The following is a 20,824-nucleotide window of genomic DNA, read 5'->3' as shown; positions in this document are numbered from 1 at the left end:
ATCTTCTCGATTTAGATTCTATAAATTCTTGTTGTTGCTGGATAGCGTAAAATTTTATAAAGTATCTTTGCTGATCATCTATTTGATCTTATTATTTTTTATGTCATGCGCTCGTTAAGGGGCTACCTCAATAATCTAGTGGGTAATGCATAAATAGATATTTAGCTATTATAAAAGGATATGTTATGGGGGCAGGGGGGAAGTTTAATTATAAGGTTGAGAAGGATGCTGAAAATACAATTAACCTTTTAATTAATAAGCAGTTTGAAGCAGCTTTTGTTCTCGCAAATAAAAATCTGAAAAAGAAAAATAAACACCCAATTTTTATCTTCGCAAAATCGATAGAATTTTTAGCTGCAGAAAATCAAGAAGCCTTTCAAAAAGAATTCAGTTCAATATCTGATTTAAAAACAGTTCGCCAGACTGATTATTATAACTTTGGCGTGTTTTTTCAAAATTTTAAATATGATATTCTCGCAATTGAATGCTTTGATAAGTGCATAAGTCTTGATAAAAAATTTATTGAGGGTCATGAGCAACTTGCAAATTCGATTTTTAATATCGGCGAATATGAAAGTGCTTTGGGTGCATATATTTCTGCTTTGGAACTCAATCCCGATAACAAACAATTTATCATGAAAGCAGCTATTTGCTGTGCGAATATACGGCAATATACTAAAGCGCTTGAGTTTTATGAGAAACTAATTGTCGATAATCCTTTCAATAGTGACATCAGAGTGGGGATTTCTCGCTGTTTACTCGAGCTTGGGCAAGTTGAAAAAGCCGAGGCTACTGTTTCTAATGATATTGAAAATGCTTCCGAACCTTATAAAGATTATTTGGCACTTAGCATTATATATAACCGTCGTAATGATATGGAATCAGGTCTTCGGATTGCTGCAAAAGGATACAAAAAATATCCGAATTATCTACCTCTGATTAAATTGTACGGCGCGTTGCTTACTCGTTTGGGGTACAACGAACAAGCTCTGGATGTTCTTAAGGTTGCGCTAGCAAGAGATGCTGATGATAGTGAAGCTATCTTTAACTATGGTAATGCTTATCAAAATTTGGGGCAGTTATCTCAAGCACGTAAGTACTTTACAAAAGCTTTGGAGTTAAAACCTAATTATCACAAAGCTCATAATAATCTCGGGGTTGGGTATCAAGCCCAGGGGGATCACGGCAAAGCGACAATATGTTATCAAGCGGCTTTAGAGTTGGCACCAAAACGGGATGATTATCATAGTAATATTTTATTCTCTTTGTTGCATATGGAAAATGATGATCCCAAAGTGCACTTTGATGAGGCACGGAGATGGCAAGAGCAACATTGTGCAAAATTGAATGAAGTTATTCGTGAGTACGAGGTTGATAAAAGTCCAGATGCTAAAGTCAGAATTGGATATATTTCTGCAGATTTTGGTGATCATGTGGTCACATATCATTGGATGCCTATAGCAGAGCATCATGATCGCTCTAAGTATGAAATATACCTTTATTCTCAAAGAACACGTACAGGTCAGCGATCCGCTGAAATTAATAAAAAGATTGATAGCTTATGCGATAAGAGAAGAGATGTTTCTTTGTTATCAAATAAAGAGCTTTGCGATCAAATTGTTGAAGACAAAATTAATATTTTGATTGATTTGTCTGGCCATACTTCGGGAAATCGCCTTGCGGCACTAAGTTTTAAACCAGCCCCAGTGCAAGCAACGTTTATTGGATATCCTGCGACAACGGGTCTGGATGCAATTGATTATTTTATAACGCAGCCAATGCATGTTCCGCTAGAAGCATCTAATGTTTTTTCCGAAAAGTTGGCGTATATACCCGGCTGTACCAGTTATAACGTTAGAGAAGATGCGCGGTCCGTTCTTTCTAAAGAGCTACCTTATAAAGAAAATGGGTACGTCACCTTTGGCAGCTTTAACCGTCCTAATAAAGTGTCGGTAGAGTGTATTCAGGCGTGGGCTCATATTCTTCGTAAAGTTCCAAACTCACGTTTCTTGATAAAAGGTGATGACATTATCGGTAGTCATTATGAAGAAATAATTACGGAGTATATGGAAAAAGAAAATGTTTCATCTGAGCGCCTTATCTTCAGGGGGCGGAATGATTATCCTGACTATTTGAAGGAGATGAATGAGATTGATATTGGCTTAGACTCTTTCCCGTTTAATGGTGCTACAACTTCTTTTGATATGCTTTTTATGGGGCGTGGGTATATCTCCTTGAAGGGGAAGGGAGCTATACAAAATATTGTTGGATCATCCTATTTGGAATATTTTGGACATCCAGAGCTCGTCGCTACATCTGTTGATGAGTATAAAGAAAAAGCTATTCAGGTCGCGGGTAATCTTGATTCCATGGAAAGCATCCGTCTTGAATTACGGGAAACGTTCTTGAAGAATGTTTCTGATAATGGATTAGCTGTTTGTCAAGGGCTTGAAAATGCTTGTGATATTATGTGGCAAACATACGTAGAAGGTAAACCAAAAGAACACATAAGTACAATTTGATCTGATTTCTTTTAAAAAGATGCGTTATGTTGAATGAAACAAACTATTTTCCTGATTATGCTAGGGATGGGGTCCAGTATTTCGAAGGTATTATTCCTGACCGTCTAATCTCCGAACTGTTGAGTGAGATTATAGCTCTCTGTGGTCGAAAAGTGGACCTTTCAAAAAATCTGTTCCCACAGGTTGAAGGCGCTTTATTTGATTATTTAAATAGTAACTCAAAATCTGACTATTTAGCCCTGCTTCGAGCGATTAAGGCCTCTGTTCGGGTTAAGCAGGTATCTATAACTCCGTCTGTGATATCGAAAGCACAAAAATTATTAAATTCTCATCATATCTCTCAAAGAAGTGATCCTGTTCTACACATAACAGGAAAAAAATTTCAATTGAGTGACCTTTCTCTGGCGGCCCCATGGCATCAAGATTGGCCAGCATTAAGAACATCTACACATACATTAGTCGTCTGGGTGCCTCTCGGAGGGGCACGAGACAAAGGTGCGCTCTCATTTAAAGTTGGGAGTCATCAGAACGGGATAATTAATTCTGGTGATGTTCAAACAGTTTACTCTATTGATGATAAAGAAATTTCTGATTTTAATACGCTGCACCAAGGGATGTTAGAAGGAGATGCTGTCTTTTTTAACAGTCTTACAGCACATTCATCACAGAATACAGATGAGTTCAGAATGGCAATTAGTTTTCGTTTCGAGGATTTGACTTGCCCAGAATGGAGGAAGAGACAGTTTACAACGTCTCAATCCATCGTCATCGATAAGCGTGCCCTGACAGGGGAAGAAAAAGACATATTTCATAAATAAGTTTAGTAGTTTAATGAATTTATAATATAAATATAAGTTATTTATATAAATGGCTTAATTGGTAGGAAGTAGAATCTCGCTATGCCAGAGAACGATTATGTGATTCCGACAGTAGGTGGTGAAAACCAGAAATATAGTAAAGAAAAGCTACTTGAGTTTGCTTTAAATCCTCCCAAGCAGAATGACGAATTATTGTCAAATGTAGGTCTCTATCTACGCTCGGTAATGTTAGCTAAAATATTATACCTCAATGAGTTATACGAAATTATACTGGATAAACCCGGTGTAATTATGGAGTTTGGGGTTTGGTGGGGAGCCAACCAAGCGCTATTTAATAATTTAAGAGCTGTTTATGAACCATACAATCGAATGAGAAAAGTTATTGGTTTTGATACTTTTGAGGGATATCCAACGGTTACTGCAGAAGATGGCGGAGATCAAAGTGTTGCTGTTGGCGGCTACAAAATGCCAGAAGGCTATATCGATACGCTTTCTGAAATTTTACGTATACACGAAATTGATAACCCACTTGAGCATATTAAAAAATTTGAACTTATTAAGGGAAATGCTCCAGAATCACTCAAAAAATATTTTCATGATAAACCTGAGACATCAGTAGCCTTGGCTTATTTGGATATGGCTATGTATGAGCCAACCAAAGAGGTATTACAAATTCTTGAGCCGCATATGATTAGAGGGGGAGTAATCGCGTTAGATGAATTTGGATCAAGTAAATTTCCGGGTGAGACTAAGGCATTTAAGGAAGTATTTGGTTTGAATAAATTTAAAATGCGTAAATCTAAATTTCTTCCTGATCGTACAATTGTCATTTTTGAATAGATGAGTGCTGATATTGAAATGGTAACGAAAACATTGGTTTTTCCTGGAGGTACCACAGAAGCTGAGAGGTACCGTCAAGAAGCGAGTGCAAGGGGAGATCTCTTGGTGGGGGCCTCTTCTGTAAGAGATGATTGTGCTAGATCACACTATGATGAATGGCTTTTTTTGCCTTCTGTCCATAAAAAAGAATTTTTGAAATCTTTTTTAGAAGGTGTAAAGTTTTTTAAAATCAATGATATATATTGCTCTCATTCGATACTATATGATGCTCTCACTGATATACTCCAAAATGAGAATCTGAATGTTCAGTTATTAAATGAAGCGCCTGCTGATGCTGAAAATGCCCGTATGTTGGATATACTTGACCGTGCAAAAAACATTCATGCAATGATTCTATCAATAGCATCTCCGGGATCTCGAGTTTTTTTGAATGAAATCGAGATAGCTTCTGTGATCATGTTTTGTAAATTTATTACGGGGCAGTCTTCTGATGAAAAGCTTGCAGCAATGTTGGCTTTATATCTTGATATGCCGGAAGGTGATATTGTTGAAATTGGTGCATTTTGGGGGCGATCAACATTTTTACTGACTTGGGCTGCCCAGCGATATGGAATAGGTAAGGTGCTTGCTGTTGATCCGTGGCAAGCAAAATATTCTCGGCAAAATGATTCGCCGGATTTGGTGCAAAGAGACACTTTGCGGCAAGATTGGGACACTATATGTAAGGGCTTCCAAGTCGCGTTATCGATTTTTGGCCCCTCAAAGGTCAATTTTTTACGCGCATCATCTGATGAGGCAATACACACGTATATTGATTGTGGAGAAGTCTCAAATGATAGCTATGGGGCAACTCAGTTTACAAAAAAAATTGCACTTATTCATATAGACGGAAATCATGATTATGAAAGTGTTGTCATCGACCGTGATACGTGGTGCCCATATGTTCAAGCTGGGGGGTGGATTGTGTTTGATGACTATGTTTGGGAGCATGGCGATGGTCCTAAAAAGGCTGCGGATGAGTTTTTAATGAAAAACATAAAATCGATTGATAGAACTTTTGTTTGCGGTAAGGCTTTGTTTATTAAGATGAAAATTTGATGCCATGCTGTTTGTGAATTAAAATTAGTCACAGGTGTTTATCGGAAGTTCAGTAGAATAAAAGAGTGTAATTGATGACAAAAACTAAGCCTCGTTTTATCCATGTTGGATATCCTAAGTGTGCTTCTACAACACTCCAGTATGATATTTTTTATGGTCATCCAGAAATATATCATCTTGGCTGGGGAAATTTAAGTACTGAACATGGATGGATTGATGACGAGCTTGCTGCTGCTTTTGAGGTGGACTTAAGGATGGCTAAGACTCATCAATATGACATAACGCCTGCAAAAAATGCTTTGGAAAAACACTTTAAAATATTCGAGCAAATAAGTAGCTATAAAACAATTGGTTTATCATGGGAAAGTTTATGTTTTACATTAGCATACGATGTAGACCCTGTTATTAAGGCTTCGCGCTTATTGGAATTATTTGGTCGTGAGACTAAAATTATTTTTGTAATACGAAATCAGTTTGAATTGATTCGTTCAATGTATTTTGAGATGGTCAGAGACGGCCTGTCAAAAACATTTGAAGAGTATTTGGAGTATTTGTATTTTCATCCTTATGCTAGCCTAACTGGTGATCTTGATTACACTCGAATGGTGAAAATTTTTGGAGAACGGTTTGGCCTTGAAAATATCTTGATTATACCTTTTGAAAGCCTGATTGCCGATAAAGATTTTTATATTAAAAAGATGTGCCATTTCGTTGGAGCATCACAAATAGATCTAGCATTGGGACAACATAATCCATCAACTGATCTTAGGAAGCTGGAAAATTGGCGTCTTTATAATGCCAAGCACAGGTATAATTTTGGAGATGAATCTTTTTCATTTCTTGATGCGCATAAATATACTTCTTATTGGAAACGAGAAGGGAAGGCTTTATCTGCAAATGCCGCAGCTGCGATTGAAGCGCAACCCAAAGCATTAATGGAAGTTGATAGCACTTTTACTGGCGATACGTCTGAAATTAAAGCTGAATTTTCCAGTAAATATACAAGAATATTTACTGATTTATATGGAAAGTCTAATCAAGATTTAGCTGGTACGTGGGAACTTGATTTAGAGAGGTATGCTTACCCAATGTGAAGAAAATAAATACTCCCATTGTTTAGTAGTTCTATAGATTAATATGCTATGAGTATGATGTGCGAGCTTGATTGCGCACACTCTGATTCGTGAGAGTTGTAAAAAATGTTTTCTGATAATAATGATATTCAAGTATCTTCTTCGGTAACTGCTGCAACGATATATTCAGCTCCTAAAGTATATTTTATTATTACCTGTCATGGCTGGAGTGCATCAAATTGGACTGCAACCGCACTTAGCAAACACCCTGATATACTGTGCTGTCATAGCGCTATGAATGTACCTGCGGATAGCAAAAAATTAAAGGAAACGGAAAATGAATTTCGCGCAACGATGGTTGAGCGACATAAAGCTCGTACTGCTAGAGGGGAGCTATCTATAAATCAATTGCTTGATGAAGTTGAAAGTTATGATGAAGCGAAAAATTGTAAAGTTTACGGTAATATTCATACTTTGAGATTGCGTGATTTAAAAGGTCTCATACAGAGATTTGGCCAGTCCTACTCCTATGTCTTAATGAATCAAATTCGCCACCCAGTATCTTTAGTCGCCTCTGGTTTTGGACAAGTTAAGAGCATGCTAGAATGGGACGTTTATTGCCATATAGATGCAACACATGGAATGGAGGAACATCTATCTTTTTTCCTTGATATCGCGGAACGGTATAAAATCAATTTATGTGATTATGACGTTCGTTCGTTCAGTTATGCTGCTCATCATCAGTTGTTCGTAGCCGTTGATGCAAGAGCCTTTCCTGATGTACCTACTATTATCATGGAGCGTGCGACAGCAGATAGGGATTATTTTGCTAATGTTGTACGCCAAATTACATCTGGTTTTGTTGAACCTTCAGAGAGTTATCTTGATGACGTCTTTAAGCTAGGGCAGCTTAATCAACATAAAACTGGTAAAAAGCTATTAGCACAAGAGCAGTTTGATGAATGGCATCCTTGGCAGCAGGAAGTTTTTAGATATTTTTTTGAAAAGTCAGGTTTAAGAGAGATGTATGACAAATACGGTTATGACTTCTCATTCCTTTAAGCTGTATCCCTTAGAATGAATTACATTTTATGAAAATCTTGAATCCACAAAAATGGAAAAAATTAGGTAGGTTATATCAGAGCCAAGGAGAAACCTCTTGGCGTATTTCACATTCTTCATGCCCGCAAGTGCAGCATCTACATGGCAATAATTATCGGGTATGGTTTGCAGCTAGAGACGACAAAAATAGGTCAAACTGCACATGGCTGGAATTTGATATAACGAAACCCAATGAAGTAGTCAGACACGCGCCTGAACCATCCGTCGTTGCAGGGGGGTTGGGGGAATTTGATGAAAATGGTGCGATGTTCTCCTGGATATTGGAGCACGAAAACAAAGAGTATTTGTATTACACAGGGTGGAATATAGGAGATAGTGTTCCTTTCCGCAATGCAATCGGATTAGCTAGTCGTAGTGGTAATGACGGTAATTTTCAAAAAAAATCTGGACCTGTATTAGATCGCTCGCCAGAAAACCCTTTTTTTGTAGGAAACCCATGTGTTGTCGTTGATGATTTTGATGTTTGGCATTTATGGTATTTAACAGGGACTGCCTGGCACGACAATGAGGCTGGTCTGCCTTTTGCTGATTATCACATTCGCCACGCGACTTCTGTTGACGGGATGAGTTGGATTGTAACAGAAGGTGTTTGTATCGATTATACGCACAATTCTGAGATGGCGATTGCCCGGCCCTCTGTGGCGTATTGGGAGCGCAAGTTTCATATGTGGTATAGCCATCGGGGAAGAGATTATCCCTACCGACTGGGGTATGCGATCTCTAATGATGGAGCAAATTGGGAACGCCGCGACGACGTAATCAATCTATCACGTTCAAGTGAAGGTTGGGATTCAGAAATGATTTGCTATCCAAATGTTTTTAAGCATGGCGATGAACTCTACCTTATTTATTGTGGTAATGGTTTTAGTCAAGGGGGGATCGGCTTAGCTGTTTTAGAGCGATAGAAGATATTGCAATCTTGTCGATTGTGACGTTTAAAACTCTAGTAAATCGAGGTTTTGTTTGATTTCCTTTGTTATGGCGGAAGTTTCGTTATTAAGAAGTCGCTCAAGAATACTTATCTTTTTGCCTTTGTATGGTGTAAAAACAGCAAGAGTGATACCTAAATTCTGAAAGCTGTTTGGTTGGTAGTAATTAATCCCTCCTTCAAGATTGATATACTTTGTCGCTTCAAATTCTTGTGCAATAGCTTCTATTCGAGCTTGTCCTTTTTTCTCGTGAGAAATATTTAATTGGGAAGATCTATAGATCTTTGGTTCATACCCTAACTTTGTTGTGGTGTGGCGCAAAGTCCGTTCCAGATAGTCTACGTAAGTTCCTTGGAAGTTTAGAACTATTGAAGAAAAATCATTTTTGTCGTTAAGTGATTCAGAGAGATTAGGAAAAGTTGCTATTCTTTTTTGGAAAGTTTCATGGGCATTTTCAGCAAAATTAAGTGAGGAAATAGGACTATTGTATGAGGCTTTTTGTAGTGGAACAGTAAGCCATTTAAGTGATCTATCTTGACAGGAAAATTTATTTCGATGAACCCATCCTCTACGCGGAAATTGGACACAATCAAGGATGACAAATATATCAGCTAGTGCAAAGAGTCTGTAATAGCCAGCATAAGGAAAGAAGTAAGGTTGCATAATGGCTACAGTTGTCATGACAAAGCCAAGATCTATATTCGTTTTAATCTGGAGCTTGGGATATTTGCCAATTTTGCTGGGCTTGCAACAAATACATTTTCATCATCGGTATCTTTCAAAATAACACAGCCTGCTCCGATTACATTGTATTTACCAATTTTAATATTGTCGCGGAGGGTGGCATTTACCCCTATGAAGGTATGAGAGCCAATGTGTACTGAGCCAGAAATGACTACATGTGATGCTATGAAGCAATGATTTTCTATAGAAGTGTGATGTCCAATGTGATTTCCGCTCCATAAAAAAACGTTATCAGCTATTGTAACAAATGGTTGGATCGTGTTGTCTTCTAAAATAAGGCAATTTTCGCCAACTGTAAGATCCGGGAATGTCGTTGCTTTGCTAGACACATATGTGGCGAGTTTGTAGCCTTTTTCTTTACAGGCAGCAACTTTTTGAGCTCTTAATTTATTCACACCCGTAAAGCTTGTCGCGACAAATATATTGTGATTTTCAGGCGATAATGTTTCAACGATTTTATCGAAGGGAATAACTGGCAAGCCAAGAAGTTGCTCTTCTTTTATGTACTCTTCATCTACGGTGAACGCGACTGGACGGTAGTCACTGTCATGATTAAACATATAATAAACAAGCTCTGCTACTTGACCATTGCCAAAGATTATCAAATTTTTCATTGTTTAATCCTGTAGAAGTTGAAAGTTTATTTATAGTTTAGAGAGTATGTGTGAAAAAAAACTATTCATACATATTTGCCTCATCTCTAGATTTGGGAGTATATTTATAGTTAGCCGAAATATATTCGTGCCAAGCATCACGCAGACCATCTTCAAAGTCTTGAGCAAATTTTTCGATTTGAAAATATCTACTGTGATTTATTAAGTGAACGCGCATTTCTTGACGCAGCCCAACAAGTTGCTGTGGGGCGTTCGCAATTTCAACAGCACGAGAAATATACTCCTCTTTATCTTTGCAAATAAACTGATCAAACCCAGCTGATCCCATGATTGAGGTTGTGGTCCTTGAGCGCCAGGCGGGCCCCGCAATTGTGAGAACTGGAACTCCTTGCCATAAAGAGTTCATGGTTGTTGAGCCATTGCTGTATGGGAAGGTATCCAATGATAAGTCAATGTCTTGATATTTTTCACACATTTTTTGATAGGAAGTTAGGCCCTCAAATATTAATCTATTTGGAGAAATTCCTTCTCTGGCAAAGGATTGAACTAAAAGTAGTTTGCTTGTTATTTTGTCTAGCATATCTGTTTTTATTAACAGTTTACTTGTCGGAGCAGAGTGGAGAATTTTTGACCAAATGGATATCATCTTAGGGTTAATTTTGAAGCTTGCACCGAAGCACCCAAAAGTAAAAAATTTGTTCTTTTGAAAAGGAGGAGGTGTAACCGGTGCATTATTTTCTAGTTCCCATCCTCCGGTTGCTTTTCCTGAAAGAAAAAGCAGCTTCTCTGTAAAGTATTTTTGTTGTTGTGCTGGAACGGATATTTTGTCAGTGATCACATAATCAACTTCTTTTATACCGGTCGTGGCACACAAATTATACCAACTGGCCTGTATGGGAGCGGCTCTTCTCTTCAAAACGCCTAGACGATTACTCGGTCTTAGTGGGCCATTCATTTCTATCAATATATCAATTTTATCTTCTCTTATGAGGTCTTTTAACTGGTTGTCGTCGAGTTTTTTTACATATCGATAAGCTTGTGTTGGATACTTGTCGTGGGCTTTTCCTGACCCTGAATCATACAAATAAACTTTTATTTTATTTGGGTCATGATTTTTCAACTGAGGGATTAATGTGTAAGCAGCAATTTGACCATCAAAAAAATCACATAACATACCAACGTTTAATACCCGATCTGCCTGCATGTTAATATTATCAATGGGGGAGGAGATTACTGTTGGTAACGCGTCCATATTTTTTTTAATGATAGTACAAAATTCTTCATTACTACAGTTCTCACTTGCTAATAATATTCTCGAAAGATTATCGGATCGGTCTGTTGTTGGAAGTGTTTTTAGAGCGTCCTGGGCGATTTTCTCTGACTCATTAATTCTCCCCATATGATATAGGGCTTGTGCGGCAGAATCTCGATAAGTTAAAGCCCGTTCCCGGCCAATAAACGGGCGTGAAAGAAGGTATGCCATCTGCCCCTTAAAAACGGGGTAAGGAATTTTAAGATGATCTTCTATCTCAGGTAATAATTTAAGGGGAGTGAGTATGTAGTGAAGAAGTATTTCCCAGTAGACAAAAGGCAATATTGTTAAATTTGCAGCAAGCTTTAGTCGGGGGTGGTTCTTTTTTGATGAAAAAAGGGACAATATCTTAATCGGTATGCTAGAAAAAAAACTTCTTATGTCGCCCAAAAAATTAGCTAAAATTTGTCTTTTTGTAAAACCTAACAAGCGGCTAATTTTAACGATTTGCCTGTATGTTAAATTTTTCCTTTCTTGATATAGGAGATGCAGGAAGTCTTGATCTGATTCCGAATTCAAGTCCTCTAGGCTCGTCATAAATGCTGAATATGCTTCTTGTACTGAACCTGAATCTAAATAGCATCGCGCTATTCCAATATTGAGCGTTCTTGATTCTGGATGATGAACTAATCCTTTTGTATAAATTTCCAGGGCGAGCTCTGATTGTAAAAGCTTTTCGTAGCAAAGTCCTAAGTTTTGATGGCTTTCCAAGTCCTCTGGAGATATTTCTAATGCCGCTATATAAGCGTTGATAGCAGATTCGAAGTTGTCTAGTGCTATAAAAATTTTAGCGAGCTGGATATAACTAGCAAAGAAATCTGGTTTTTTGTTTATGCTTTCCCCAAAACACTCTGCAGCAAGTTGATGGGCCTGGTTGCGCTGAAAAAACAAACCAAAATTATGAAAATCGGCATAAGTTATATTTGGTATAATTTTTAAATTTTTGAAAGAATCGTGAAAGTTCTGATGAGAATTTCCGCTTAGGAACGAAATAGTTTGAGCAAAAAGAAAATAAGGATGTGATATATTTTGTTCCAGATATTGTTCTGATATCTGAATTGCATCTTTGACTTTGTCTGTCATAAGAAGAACTAGAACATCGTTGGCAACTTTTTCAATTTTTTCATCAAAACTGTTCATGTATCCCCCAAAAAAAGAACAAGGCATTATTTATTTGCCTAATGGCTAAACTTAAGAGCACAAATTATAGCTTTAAGTTGTAATAACAGTAGCCATCGGGTGTGCTTGTTCTGTCGTTGATTTTTTATTTTGTGTCAGAATTATTTCGTACTGATATTTTTGTAAAAGTTGACAGTTTTAATTCAGTTTATGCCGAATATCATAATTTTCTGAATTCAAAATATGCTGCCATGCTAGCCTAGCCGATGTGTTAATGAACAGTGGTGCTCTTAAATTCACTGTTTTTTGTGTTGTATCACCCATTTGCCGAAGTGTCGTAACTAACATGATTGCAATGTCGTTTGGACTTATCGAATATTGTTTCATTACATTCGCGATGTCTTTTTCGTTCAGTAAATGACTATTGATATTATATGGTGTTAGGATAAAGGTTAAATCGGCTTCATTAATTGCCTGCAAAAGCATACAGCCATTTAATATCGAATGTGATGGAGTTGATAATCCGAACTCTTTATACTCTGAAAATCCTACAATACCTTTCGGTATTTTAATGGTTTTGTCGCGATCTATTTCCATCACCCCAAAACGGGTTTTCAGCGTAATTACGTTATTTGACACTTCTTCGGCCTTCGGCATTGTGATCCCGGCTAAATCTTGAGCTTTATAATTTTGTTCCAAGTCCAACATAATGGGCTTTCCAGTCACAATAGGCAACCATGATTAACGAATAGTAAGCGTGAAATCACAAAGGCTTATCTAAGGTAATTTAAAAGTGTGGTTTCATTGATCCGTGTCAGGCTGATATAAGAGGCCTGAAGTTGTACCTGATCAAAGGCCAGTCTACTAGTGGCTTCGGCGACATCAACGTCTTCGATACCAGAAATTGTATTTTGTACGTAGGTTTTAAAATCGGCGTGATTTTTATTTGCGCCTTCTAAAACAGTTAGCTGTGCTCCGATTTGACTTCGGAAGTTTGCAACGCCATCCAGTGAGCTCTGGAGTAAATCGTATGCTTCTTGTAACACCGTGGTGTCGTTATTTGTTCCTGCATACTCAACATAGGCAAGACTTCTGAGTATTTTCTCGAAGGTGGGGTCATCGGCTGTGATACCGTAAGTCAGGTTGGCATCTTGGTCGATTCTGTTGCTAAGTTTAACGTTATCACCGTCGTAATAGTCAAAATCGGCAGTAAAGGTTCCTGGTAAACCTGCCTGCGGTGTGTAGGCAGGATCTGAGAGGTCAATCGGTGGTGTATCTGTAAGGCTGCCAGAAAAAAGATACCTGCCTTCGTGTTGTGCGTTCATTAAAGCTGTGATTTCCTGGCGGAAGCTGACGGCAAATTGATCCAGCGGAATTTCCTGAATATTTGAACTATTCAAACCGTTAAGGACGTCGCTTAGCAAGTTTGTAATCCGTGCAGACATGGTCGCCATGTTGCTATCCATGATTTCCAATCTAGTTTTTGTGGTCTGGATATTACGTTCAAATTGAGTAGTACGTACGTTATCGCGCTGTAGGCTAACAAGTTCCAAGGCTTGAGCTGAAATATTTGTGTATTCCTGCGTTACTTTACCGCTGGCAATTTGTACTGTTCTATCCGAAACTTTTGCCTGTGTTAAGGCCATGTTCGTTTGCAATAGTTGATTTTGAGCATAACTGGAAACGCGAATCATCTATTTTCTCCTTAGGCGAGCTCAATAACGGTATCAAGCATTTCACCTGTAATTTGTATTACACGTGCTGCGGCGTTATAAGCATTTTGAAAGATAACCATGTTGGCGAGCTCTTCATCCATACTAACACCAGATTCATTTTGCATCTTCACCTGCAGATCCCCAGCGAGGGAGCTTTGAAATGAAAGGGTGTTTTCTGCCGCTTGTGCCGTTGTTGCACTGTAAGATAGCATGACACCTGCGTAGCCACTTATTGTGGTGGAAGTCACATCAGGGCCGTTTGAGACACCGTTGAAAGTATAATTTTGCTCAAAGACAGCAGCGAGCTGGAGCGCAATATCATTATTGCCTGATCCCAACGCATAGTTAGGTGGTGTGCCACTAAGACTCCCTCTTGAAATATTAGAGGGAGTGTCAATCATGTCTTGTCTAACGACGATGCCCGAGGAAATACCTGTCTGGGTACCTTGTCCTTCAACTGCTGGGACCGTCGTTGACAACTGTGGCGTAACGAAAAAATCATTTAAGCCGAAAAAATTTGAAAACCCGTTATAGTTTTCATTTACCGTATCGCCATCAGCATCATACTGAATGACAGAATCTCCACTGTTTGCGACTGAACCGGTATCTTTGAAAGCCAAACGAACGTTGTTATTTAGTTTGATTTCCAGCCTACCATCGGCATCAAAACCTGCTGTACCGTTGGCGCCAAGGAAGGTGTTAATGGCCGTTTGAACTGCTGCTGGGGTTGTCGCGCCTGCAGTAATCGAACCCATGGCGCCAACCATAGCACCGCTTGAATCAAGTAAAACCATGTTGACATCGCTGCCAATGGTCATCGCTTGGGCTGTGTTTGTAAAGGATCTGGAGCCCAGCATTGTTGCGGGATCAAGAGCGCCTGTGCCCAACCCCATCGGGGTGTTGGCGCCTCTATTGTGAGCCCGGTTGACTTGATCTCGCAAAGCCGCAGACATTTGGTCAAGTTGGTTGGTCATTGCCGGTAGAGTCGTATCACGTGCTTTGAAAAGGGCCCCTAACTTACCGTCTGTAATGCTTGATGTAATATCGTTTGCTGCTGAAGGACTGGTTCCTGCATTCAGATGAATGCCGTCGAGTACGGCGGGATAGGTCTCATTGGCTGTAATAAGGGTCGTTTGTCTGAACGAAAGATCGGCCTGAAAACTACCGCTAATCAGCGTGTGACCTGTTTTTGTTAAAACATTTACTTGATTTTTATCCGTCTGAAAATATTGGATATCCATATATTCAGCGAGTTTGTTTATAGCTTGATCTCGTTTGTCTTCAAGATCTCCTGTTGGCAATCCGAGAGCAGTTTGCCCTGGAATAGTACCATTGATTTCTGCGACAATATTAAGCTGAAGTTCTATGTCATCAACGGCCTGTTTAATTTCAAGATCCGCACGCATACGTTCCGCTTGAACAGTATCAGCCATATCACGGATACGTTGCGCTAAAATTGTACCGTTGTTTACCGACGTAAAGTAATTTGCCGAAATTTCTGGACTACTTCCCAGGTTTTCAAGGGATGAATTGAATTTATCGATAAGATCACCAACAGAATTTTTATTGGCCACGGATCCAAACATCTGTTGAATGCGGTTTAGATAATTACTTTCCGTTTGTATTGAGGCGAGTGTTGTTGTTTCTTCTCTGAAATCTCTTTGAATCAGTGTATTGACATTACGCCTGATCGTATCAGCTGTGACACCTGCGCCAAGGCCAGCAATAACCTGAGTTTCCTGTAAGAGAACCTTACGGGTGTAGTTCGCATTATTGATGTTTGCCAGGTTTGATGATGTGACGGCCAGAGCACTCTGGTTCACCTTCAGTCCTGTTAATGCATTGTTCATTGCGATGGTTAGCGACATAATGTCCTCAAATCTTATTTCTTTATAATTTTAAGCAACTTTTAGAAATTAGAGACACTGATTCAAATGCATGGGCGTTGTTGCCTGTGCTGTCTGGGCTTTCTGAGCAGCAAGAACACCTGTTTGTGAATAGCTTGTACTGCTTTTGATTTTTTGTTCTTGAACAGCCTCAACGACTGCTTGCATCAAGCGTTCATTGCTTGTTTTTGCCGCAAGCAAGGCTGTCTCGTTTTCGGTCACTGTCGTGTTAAGCAACTGAATGACATCACGGAGCTCTTCTTTTAACAGAGGATCCAAGTGTTGCATGAAAGATGGATCTTTCTTCAGCTGGGATGATCCTTGTTCATAAGCGTTTACGAGAACGAGTTTCTGTTCTTGTAATTGGCTCATTTCTTTGATTTTCATCGCACGGAGAAGATCAATTTCTCGACTCATAACTGAAACAAGGCCTTTAACCGTAGCAATGACACTATGAACAGTTGTTTCCGGTGCGTTGTGTGTTTTAGGGGCTGTAGTCATTTAAACCTCCTGCAGCTTTATGATTTCGCGATAGACAGCATCGGAGATTCCGACACCACCTGATTCGGCAAGAGATTTTCCGTACTCTTGTACCATGAGAGAACGAAAAATTTTCTCTCCAGAGCCGCCACCCATGGGACCATCGGTAGGTAGGCTCTCAAAAATTGGAGTTAACATTTGTGTTAGAAAAACAGCTTCGAAGTCTTTGGCTGTTGCCATTGCTTCGGCTTCGCTTTTGGGTTTCATGCTGGCAAGGGATTGGGCTTTGCCAACAATCGTATCGTTGATTATGTTTTCTGCGTATGTCTGTGTATCTATCAGCATTATAGTAACTCTATATCAGCTTGAAGAGCACCGGCAGCTTTGATGCTTTGTAAGATTGCAATCATGTCTCTGGGGCCAACGCCCAATGCGTTAAGGCCGTTTACGACTTCCTGAAGAGTTACGCCCGAAGGAAGAAGGGCAAGGCGTTTGTCGCTATCGTCATCAATTTCAATTTCAGTACGATCAACAACTTCTGTTGTGCCTGTGTTTGAAAAAGCATTCGGTTGGCTGACTTGTGGTGTTTCTGTAATGCGGACTGTGAGGTTGCCCTGGGCTATCGCGACGGTACTGATCCGGACATCGTTGCCAATGACAATGACGCCAGATTTTTCATCAATAACAACTTTTGCCGGTGTATCAACACGCACAGGTAGTTGTTCAATGTCTGTCAACATTGCAACTGTATTACCTCTGTAGCGCTCTGGAACATCCAGCTGGACGGTAGAGGGATCTGTACTAACAGCGGAATTTCCGCCGAGCTGAGTATTGATCGCTTGTGCAATACGTCTTGCTGTTGTCAGGTCAGGATTTTTAAGGGCGATTTTAACGCTCTGAAGCTCTTTAAGGTCGAAATCGATTTCGCGTTCAACAATTGCTCCATTTGAAATTCGTCCCACAGTTGGCACGCCGCGGGTAATTGTTTCTGCATTACCGGCCGCACTGAAACCGTTTATGGCGATCGGACCTTGACCAACCGCATAAACTTCACCATCGGCCCCCATCAGTGGGGTTACAAGTAATGTACCGCCCTGAAGGCTTTCTGCTGTTCCAATCGCAGAGACAGTTAAATCAATACGTGTTCCTTGGCGGGCGAAAGGGGGAAGGTTTGCTGTAATCATAACAGCGGCAACATTATCGGTATCAAGGTTGTTGTCTCTTGCATTAACGCCTAAACGTTGTAACACACCGATAAGGCTTTCACGGGTAAAGACAGCATCATCAATGTCGTCACCTGTTCCGTTAAGACCGACAACCAATCCATATCCCACTAAAAGGTTGTCTCTAATGCCTTCAAAGTTGGCAATATCTTTAATGCGTGACTGGGCAGAGGCATCTGAAACTTGAACAGCAAATGATACAAGTAACGCACCAAGAAGGACCGTTGCTCTGTATAAGATGTTTATATGTTGTACTAAGCTCATTATTCTACCCATTGTTTGGTTGGCCTTTGTTGCGATTTTCAGAACCAACACGATGTTCACTGTAACTTATGCGAATTTCGTGCCAATATGATGGGGGCTTGACGATTGGTGTGAAACTGCCAATTTATAAGGAATAATTTTGCTTCTGATTGAGAGCTGGGTAACAATGGTGCTATTGATTTGGTAAAACTTGCCCATACGAAGACAAAATTTATCGAGGCTCTAACATTCACCTGTAGTCAGATTAGGTAATAGGCTTGAAATGAAGATTAGAACGGGATCATCCGTCACACCTGCAGCAGGTTCGAAGTCAAAACGTAAGGCTTCGGGGGTTGGGGGAAGCTTTAGTGACGCTTTGGAATCTGGTGCTGGAGATTCCGTTTCTGATACAGGTGGCGTATCTGCTGCTGGTGGGGTGAGTGGTCTGCTTTCAATTCAGGAAGTTCCTGATGCATTGACAGGTAAGCAGAAGGCGAAAAAACAAGCCGAAGATATCCTGGATGAGCTGGAAGAATTACGTCTTGGTTTGCTATTTGGCTCTATACCAGTCTGGCGGTTGGAAAAAATCGAATCGCTCGTTGCTCAGCGTAGAGAGCAAATTAATGACCCTCGACTCCTTGATATTTTGAACGAGGTTGAGGTTCGTGCCGCGGTTGAGCTCGCTAAATTAGGGCGATAATCCTCTGTTTTTAATCGGATAAATAGAAAATAGCGTTAATTCTTCATGACAAACTTGTCGTGGCAGGGAAATTCCCTATACTGCACGCCAAAATTGCCAATTTATGGGGGTTGCCATGACTATTCCTCTTCCAATTGATTATCGTCCGCAAGAAGACGAAGAGTTTATGAATCCAGTCATGCTGGAGTTCTTTAAGCATAAACTGTTGGCTTGGAGAGAAGAACTACTCGCTGAATCATCTGCTACGTTGCAGACGCTCCAGAATGAAACTTTACAAGAGCCAGATCTTGCAGATCGTGCTTCATCTGAAACAGAACGTGCTTTGGAATTACGTACGAGAGATCGTGAACGTAAGCTTATCGGGAAAATTGATGAAGCCCTTCGTCGTATTGACGAGAATGAATATGGGTTTTGCGAGATAACCGGTGATCCTATCAGCATTAAACGTCTCGAAGCTCGTCCAATTGCAACCATGACACTTGAAGCTCAAGAACAACATGAGCGGATGGAAAAGGTTCATAGGGACGACTAGTTTCTTTTCGAAACTGAAATGAAAAAGGGCCGATGAAATTGATCTTTCATCGGCCCTTTTTCGATTATTATTTCCGTGTCTTAGAACGGGAATATTATGTCATACAACTGTTGCCCGTAACGTGGTTGTTGTACGTCGCTTAACTGTCCACGTCCTCCATAAGCTATGCGTGCCTCTGCGATTTGATCGTAGCTGATTGTGTTTGTGGATGTGATATCTTCTGGTCTAATCATCCCTGTAACCATAAGTTCCCTGACTTCGTAGTTAACGCGAACTTCCTGTCGTCCAGAAATAATAAGGTTTCCGTTTGGCATAACCTGTGTAACCAAGGCAGCAACACGCAAGTTGATTTCTTCTTCACGATCCACTGATCCAACACCTTTTGAGGCACTTGTGCTCTCACCATCAACTAGGGTAGCCGGGTTAAGGTTGTCGTTAAAAATACGGCCCAACTCTGTTTCGTAACCAAGGAAGCTGTTTAAGCCTGCGCCTTCTGCATTGGCTCGCGTTCTTTCTGTGGTGTTGGAAACGGCGGCTTTATCATCAATCTGGATAACGACTGTAAGCAGATCACCGATTTCATCCGCCCGCTGATCTTTTAAGAAGGCTCTTGACCCTGGACGCCATAAAGAATTGGCCTGTCTCGTCGCAACCTGCGGTGCTGGCATTGGCAAGGAAATAGGCTGAGGCGGGGCCGGGTTTTCTATTTTGCTGAGTTTGGGAACTTCGCCAATTTCAGAAATACGAGATATCGCATTACAGGCAGTCAGAGAAAAGCCCAGGACGCCAGCTATTAGGTATCTGCTTATGTTGGATGTCAGTAAATTTTTCATCGCTGAGCTCCTTAGTTAGTACCGACTATGGTTTTGTTTACAAGCGAGACTGTGACAAGCCCCGCACCTGTAACGGTACCATGGACGATTGTGTTTGATTGAGTGTTAAGCAAGCGGATTACTTCGCCTATGGCACCATTTTCAAGGGCTCTACCCTGGGTGCGAAGGTTTAGAGAACCGCTTTGTAGTAACATTGTTACCAGGCCGTTTTTGGCGACGGCTTTAGGGGTGTCGATGTCATTGGTCCGAATAATGGCTTGATCTTTGAGCGTTTGTTTGGGGGTCATTCCAATTAGATTATCAATATCCGTAATAGCATTTTTACTGAGTTTTGACTCTTTAATCGCGATCCACTGAATATCTTGTGCTTGAATTACATCACCTTTTGACAGGCGACGTTTGAGCACGGGGACATTCACCATCTCTATCAGATAACCAGATAGGGTTTTATTGATGATTGGGCGTCCTTCGGCAGGAATGACAATTTGTGCCGTGAAACGATTGCGTCCAGGTCTATAGCTGATATTTTCTACACGGAGTGTTGGCTCAATTTCAGCTGGAATTTTCAGGTCGCGATCTTTTCGGTCAAACTCAATTTTCTTGTTATCTACCAACCCTCTTTCCAACAAGGCGGTTTCAACGCTGTCACGTATATCCGTCGCATTAATTATTTGGCTTGCCCGTGTGACCATGGCTGTATCCAAATGCGTGCTTGGTTGCCAATCTAGTTCATTCTTTTGGGCAAGAGCCCACAGCCATCTTGCTGAAAGCTCAACATCTTTGCCAAGGGCTGGGGATCGAGCGATTGCGGTTCTGTTTTCTGTATCCGTACCAGAAAAAATATCATCCAGATAAACAATATCACCTTCAATCACGATATCCTTGTTCAGGTTTATGATTGATGGAACTGAATTTACATTCACCTCGGCAAAACTTGCCCCAACAAAACCAATTTGGGCAGTGAGGGATAGGCCTGTTGCAAATAGTAATTTCTTAAATAGATGCATTGTTCTTCTCCGTC

General features: G+C 40.2%; 20 protein-coding genes. 9 read left to right on the top strand and 11 right to left on the bottom strand.

The window, feature by feature from the left end:
* Nucleotides 1–185 precede the first annotated feature (185 nt).
* The 7 genes from ACN0W5_RS11560 (at nt 186) to ACN0W5_RS11530 (ending at nt 8,378) form a co-directional block, all read left to right on the top strand.
* Nucleotides 186–2,522, top strand: a complete 2,337-nt coding sequence (locus tag ACN0W5_RS11560; RefSeq protein ID WP_417454257.1) for a tetratricopeptide repeat protein — start codon at nt 186–188, stop codon at nt 2,520–2,522.
* A 26-nt stretch (nt 2,523–2,548) separates the two neighbouring features.
* Nucleotides 2,549–3,340 (top strand): phytanoyl-CoA dioxygenase family protein, encoded by a 792-nt coding sequence (locus ACN0W5_RS11555; protein ID WP_417454256.1) that lies wholly within the window; start codon nt 2,549–2,551, stop codon nt 3,338–3,340.
* Between the two features lie 81 nt (nt 3,341–3,421).
* Nucleotides 3,422–4,180, top strand: coding sequence for a TylF/MycF/NovP-related O-methyltransferase (locus ACN0W5_RS11550; protein WP_417454255.1), 759 nt, complete (start codon nt 3,422–3,424; stop codon nt 4,178–4,180).
* The gene (locus ACN0W5_RS11545; protein ID WP_417454254.1) at nt 4,181–5,278 is read left to right on the top strand and encodes a class I SAM-dependent methyltransferase; all 1,098 of its coding nucleotides are present in this window, start codon (nt 4,181–4,183) and stop codon (nt 5,276–5,278) included. It begins immediately after the preceding gene.
* Nucleotides 5,279–5,352: 74 nt separating this feature from the next.
* On the top strand, nt 5,353–6,372 hold the full coding sequence (locus ACN0W5_RS11540; protein WP_417454253.1) for a sulfotransferase domain-containing protein: 1,020 nt from the start codon (nt 5,353–5,355) through the stop codon (nt 6,370–6,372).
* A gap of 105 nt (nt 6,373–6,477) precedes the next feature.
* A complete protein-coding gene (locus ACN0W5_RS11535) occupies nt 6,478–7,413 on the top strand; it encodes a hypothetical protein (protein WP_417454252.1) in 936 nt (311 codons plus the stop codon).
* Between the two features lie 29 nt (nt 7,414–7,442).
* Complete coding sequence (locus ACN0W5_RS11530) at nt 7,443–8,378, top strand: hypothetical protein (RefSeq protein ID WP_417454251.1); 936 nt, start codon at nt 7,443–7,445, stop codon at nt 8,376–8,378.
* A gap of 30 nt (nt 8,379–8,408) precedes the next feature.
* On the opposite strand, the gene ACN0W5_RS11525 is transcribed toward ACN0W5_RS11530, so the two are convergent.
* From ACN0W5_RS11525 to ACN0W5_RS11485, 9 genes are all read right to left on the bottom strand, one after another.
* Entirely contained in the window at nt 8,409–9,083 is a 675-nt protein-coding gene (locus ACN0W5_RS11525; RefSeq protein ID WP_417454250.1) for a WbqC family protein, read from the bottom strand.
* Nucleotides 9,084–9,097: 14 nt separating this feature from the next.
* Nucleotides 9,098–9,760, bottom strand: coding sequence for an acetyltransferase (locus tag ACN0W5_RS11520; RefSeq protein ID WP_417454249.1), 663 nt, complete (start codon nt 9,758–9,760; stop codon nt 9,098–9,100).
* Between the two features lie 61 nt (nt 9,761–9,821).
* On the bottom strand, nt 9,822–12,212 hold the full coding sequence (locus ACN0W5_RS11515; protein ID WP_417454248.1) for a tetratricopeptide repeat protein: 2,391 nt from the start codon (nt 12,210–12,212) through the stop codon (nt 9,822–9,824).
* A 177-nt stretch (nt 12,213–12,389) separates the two neighbouring features.
* A complete protein-coding gene (fliW, locus tag ACN0W5_RS11510) occupies nt 12,390–12,917 on the bottom strand; it encodes a flagellar assembly protein FliW (protein ID WP_417454247.1) in 528 nt (175 codons plus the stop codon).
* 47 nt (nt 12,918–12,964) lie between these two features.
* Complete coding sequence (locus tag ACN0W5_RS11505) at nt 12,965–13,885, bottom strand: flagellin (RefSeq protein ID WP_417454246.1); 921 nt, start codon at nt 13,883–13,885, stop codon at nt 12,965–12,967.
* 11 nt (nt 13,886–13,896) lie between these two features.
* Nucleotides 13,897–15,774, bottom strand: a complete 1,878-nt coding sequence (gene flgK / locus ACN0W5_RS11500) for a flagellar hook-associated protein FlgK (protein WP_417454245.1) — start codon at nt 15,772–15,774, stop codon at nt 13,897–13,899.
* Between the two features lie 48 nt (nt 15,775–15,822).
* On the bottom strand, nt 15,823–16,293 hold the full coding sequence (locus tag ACN0W5_RS11495; RefSeq protein ID WP_417454244.1) for a hypothetical protein: 471 nt from the start codon (nt 16,291–16,293) through the stop codon (nt 15,823–15,825).
* Nucleotides 16,294–16,617: a rod-binding protein gene (locus ACN0W5_RS11490; RefSeq protein ID WP_299380698.1), complete on the bottom strand. Its 324-nt coding sequence runs from the start codon at nt 16,615–16,617 to the stop codon at nt 16,294–16,296.
* Nucleotides 16,617–17,759 (bottom strand): flagellar basal body P-ring protein FlgI, encoded by a 1,143-nt coding sequence (locus ACN0W5_RS11485; protein ID WP_299380699.1) that lies wholly within the window; start codon nt 17,757–17,759, stop codon nt 16,617–16,619. The genes ACN0W5_RS11490 and ACN0W5_RS11485 overlap by 1 nt, the downstream gene beginning before the upstream one ends.
* 262 nt (nt 17,760–18,021) lie before the next feature.
* On the opposite strand from ACN0W5_RS11485, the gene ACN0W5_RS11480 reads away from it, so the two are divergent.
* Together ACN0W5_RS11480 and dksA are read left to right on the top strand one after the other, a co-directional pair.
* The gene (locus ACN0W5_RS11480) at nt 18,022–18,438 is read left to right on the top strand and encodes a flagellar assembly protein FliX (RefSeq protein WP_417454243.1); all 417 of its coding nucleotides are present in this window, start codon (nt 18,022–18,024) and stop codon (nt 18,436–18,438) included.
* Between the two features lie 115 nt (nt 18,439–18,553).
* Nucleotides 18,554–18,970, top strand: coding sequence for an RNA polymerase-binding protein DksA (gene dksA / locus ACN0W5_RS11475; RefSeq protein WP_046507418.1), 417 nt, complete (start codon nt 18,554–18,556; stop codon nt 18,968–18,970).
* Between the two features lie 80 nt (nt 18,971–19,050).
* Here dksA and flgH read toward each other — a convergent pair whose 3' ends face one another.
* Together flgH and flgA are read right to left on the bottom strand one after the other, a co-directional pair.
* Nucleotides 19,051–19,803 carry a flagellar basal body L-ring protein FlgH gene (gene flgH, locus ACN0W5_RS11470; RefSeq protein ID WP_417430110.1) on the bottom strand — a complete coding sequence of 251 codons (753 nt, stop codon included), beginning with the start codon at nt 19,801–19,803 and terminating at the stop codon, nt 19,051–19,053.
* 11 nt (nt 19,804–19,814) lie between these two features.
* The gene (gene flgA, locus ACN0W5_RS11465) at nt 19,815–20,810 is read right to left on the bottom strand and encodes a flagellar basal body P-ring formation chaperone FlgA (protein WP_417454242.1); all 996 of its coding nucleotides are present in this window, start codon (nt 20,808–20,810) and stop codon (nt 19,815–19,817) included.
* Between the last annotated feature and the right edge of the window lie 14 nt (nt 20,811–20,824).

The sequence above is a fragment of the Kiloniella sp. genome (genome assembly GCF_048270245.1).
In the GTDB taxonomy this organism is placed as follows: Bacteria; Pseudomonadota; Alphaproteobacteria; order Kiloniellales; family Kiloniellaceae; genus Kiloniella.
Note: the sequence above shows the minus strand (reverse complement) of the source record. Positions and strands in the feature narration are given on the sequence as shown.

Coding starts and splice junctions, on each gene's coding strand:
- ACN0W5_RS11490 (WP_299380698.1), bottom strand. CDS start 16,617: ATGCTGATAGATACACAGACATACGCAGAAAACATAATCAACGATACG.
- ACN0W5_RS11530 (WP_417454251.1), top strand. CDS start 7,443: ATGAAAATCTTGAATCCACAAAAATGGAAAAAATTAGGTAGGTTATAT.
- ACN0W5_RS11515 (WP_417454248.1), bottom strand. CDS start 12,212: ATGAACAGTTTTGATGAAAAAATTGAAAAAGTTGCCAACGATGTTCTA.
- flgA (WP_417454242.1), bottom strand. CDS start 20,810: ATGCATCTATTTAAGAAATTACTATTTGCAACAGGCCTATCCCTCACT.
- ACN0W5_RS11560 (WP_417454257.1), top strand. CDS start 186: ATGGGGGCAGGGGGGAAGTTTAATTATAAGGTTGAGAAGGATGCTGAA.
- ACN0W5_RS11480 (WP_417454243.1), top strand. CDS start 18,022: ATGAAGATTAGAACGGGATCATCCGTCACACCTGCAGCAGGTTCGAAG.
- ACN0W5_RS11550 (WP_417454255.1), top strand. CDS start 3,422: ATGCCAGAGAACGATTATGTGATTCCGACAGTAGGTGGTGAAAACCAG.
- ACN0W5_RS11525 (WP_417454250.1), bottom strand. CDS start 9,083: ATGACAACTGTAGCCATTATGCAACCTTACTTCTTTCCTTATGCTGGC.
- ACN0W5_RS11520 (WP_417454249.1), bottom strand. CDS start 9,760: ATGAAAAATTTGATAATCTTTGGCAATGGTCAAGTAGCAGAGCTTGTT.
- flgH (WP_417430110.1), bottom strand. CDS start 19,803: ATGAAAAATTTACTGACATCCAACATAAGCAGATACCTAATAGCTGGC.
- flgK (WP_417454245.1), bottom strand. CDS start 15,774: ATGTCGCTAACCATCGCAATGAACAATGCATTAACAGGACTGAAGGTG.
- ACN0W5_RS11545 (WP_417454254.1), top strand. CDS start 4,181: ATGAGTGCTGATATTGAAATGGTAACGAAAACATTGGTTTTTCCTGGA.
- ACN0W5_RS11505 (WP_417454246.1), bottom strand. CDS start 13,885: ATGATTCGCGTTTCCAGTTATGCTCAAAATCAACTATTGCAAACGAAC.
- ACN0W5_RS11485 (WP_299380699.1), bottom strand. CDS start 17,759: ATGAGCTTAGTACAACATATAAACATCTTATACAGAGCAACGGTCCTT.
- ACN0W5_RS11540 (WP_417454253.1), top strand. CDS start 5,353: ATGACAAAAACTAAGCCTCGTTTTATCCATGTTGGATATCCTAAGTGT.
- ACN0W5_RS11535 (WP_417454252.1), top strand. CDS start 6,478: ATGTTTTCTGATAATAATGATATTCAAGTATCTTCTTCGGTAACTGCT.
- ACN0W5_RS11495 (WP_417454244.1), bottom strand. CDS start 16,293: ATGACTACAGCCCCTAAAACACACAACGCACCGGAAACAACTGTTCAT.
- ACN0W5_RS11555 (WP_417454256.1), top strand. CDS start 2,549: ATGTTGAATGAAACAAACTATTTTCCTGATTATGCTAGGGATGGGGTC.
- dksA (WP_046507418.1), top strand. CDS start 18,554: ATGACTATTCCTCTTCCAATTGATTATCGTCCGCAAGAAGACGAAGAG.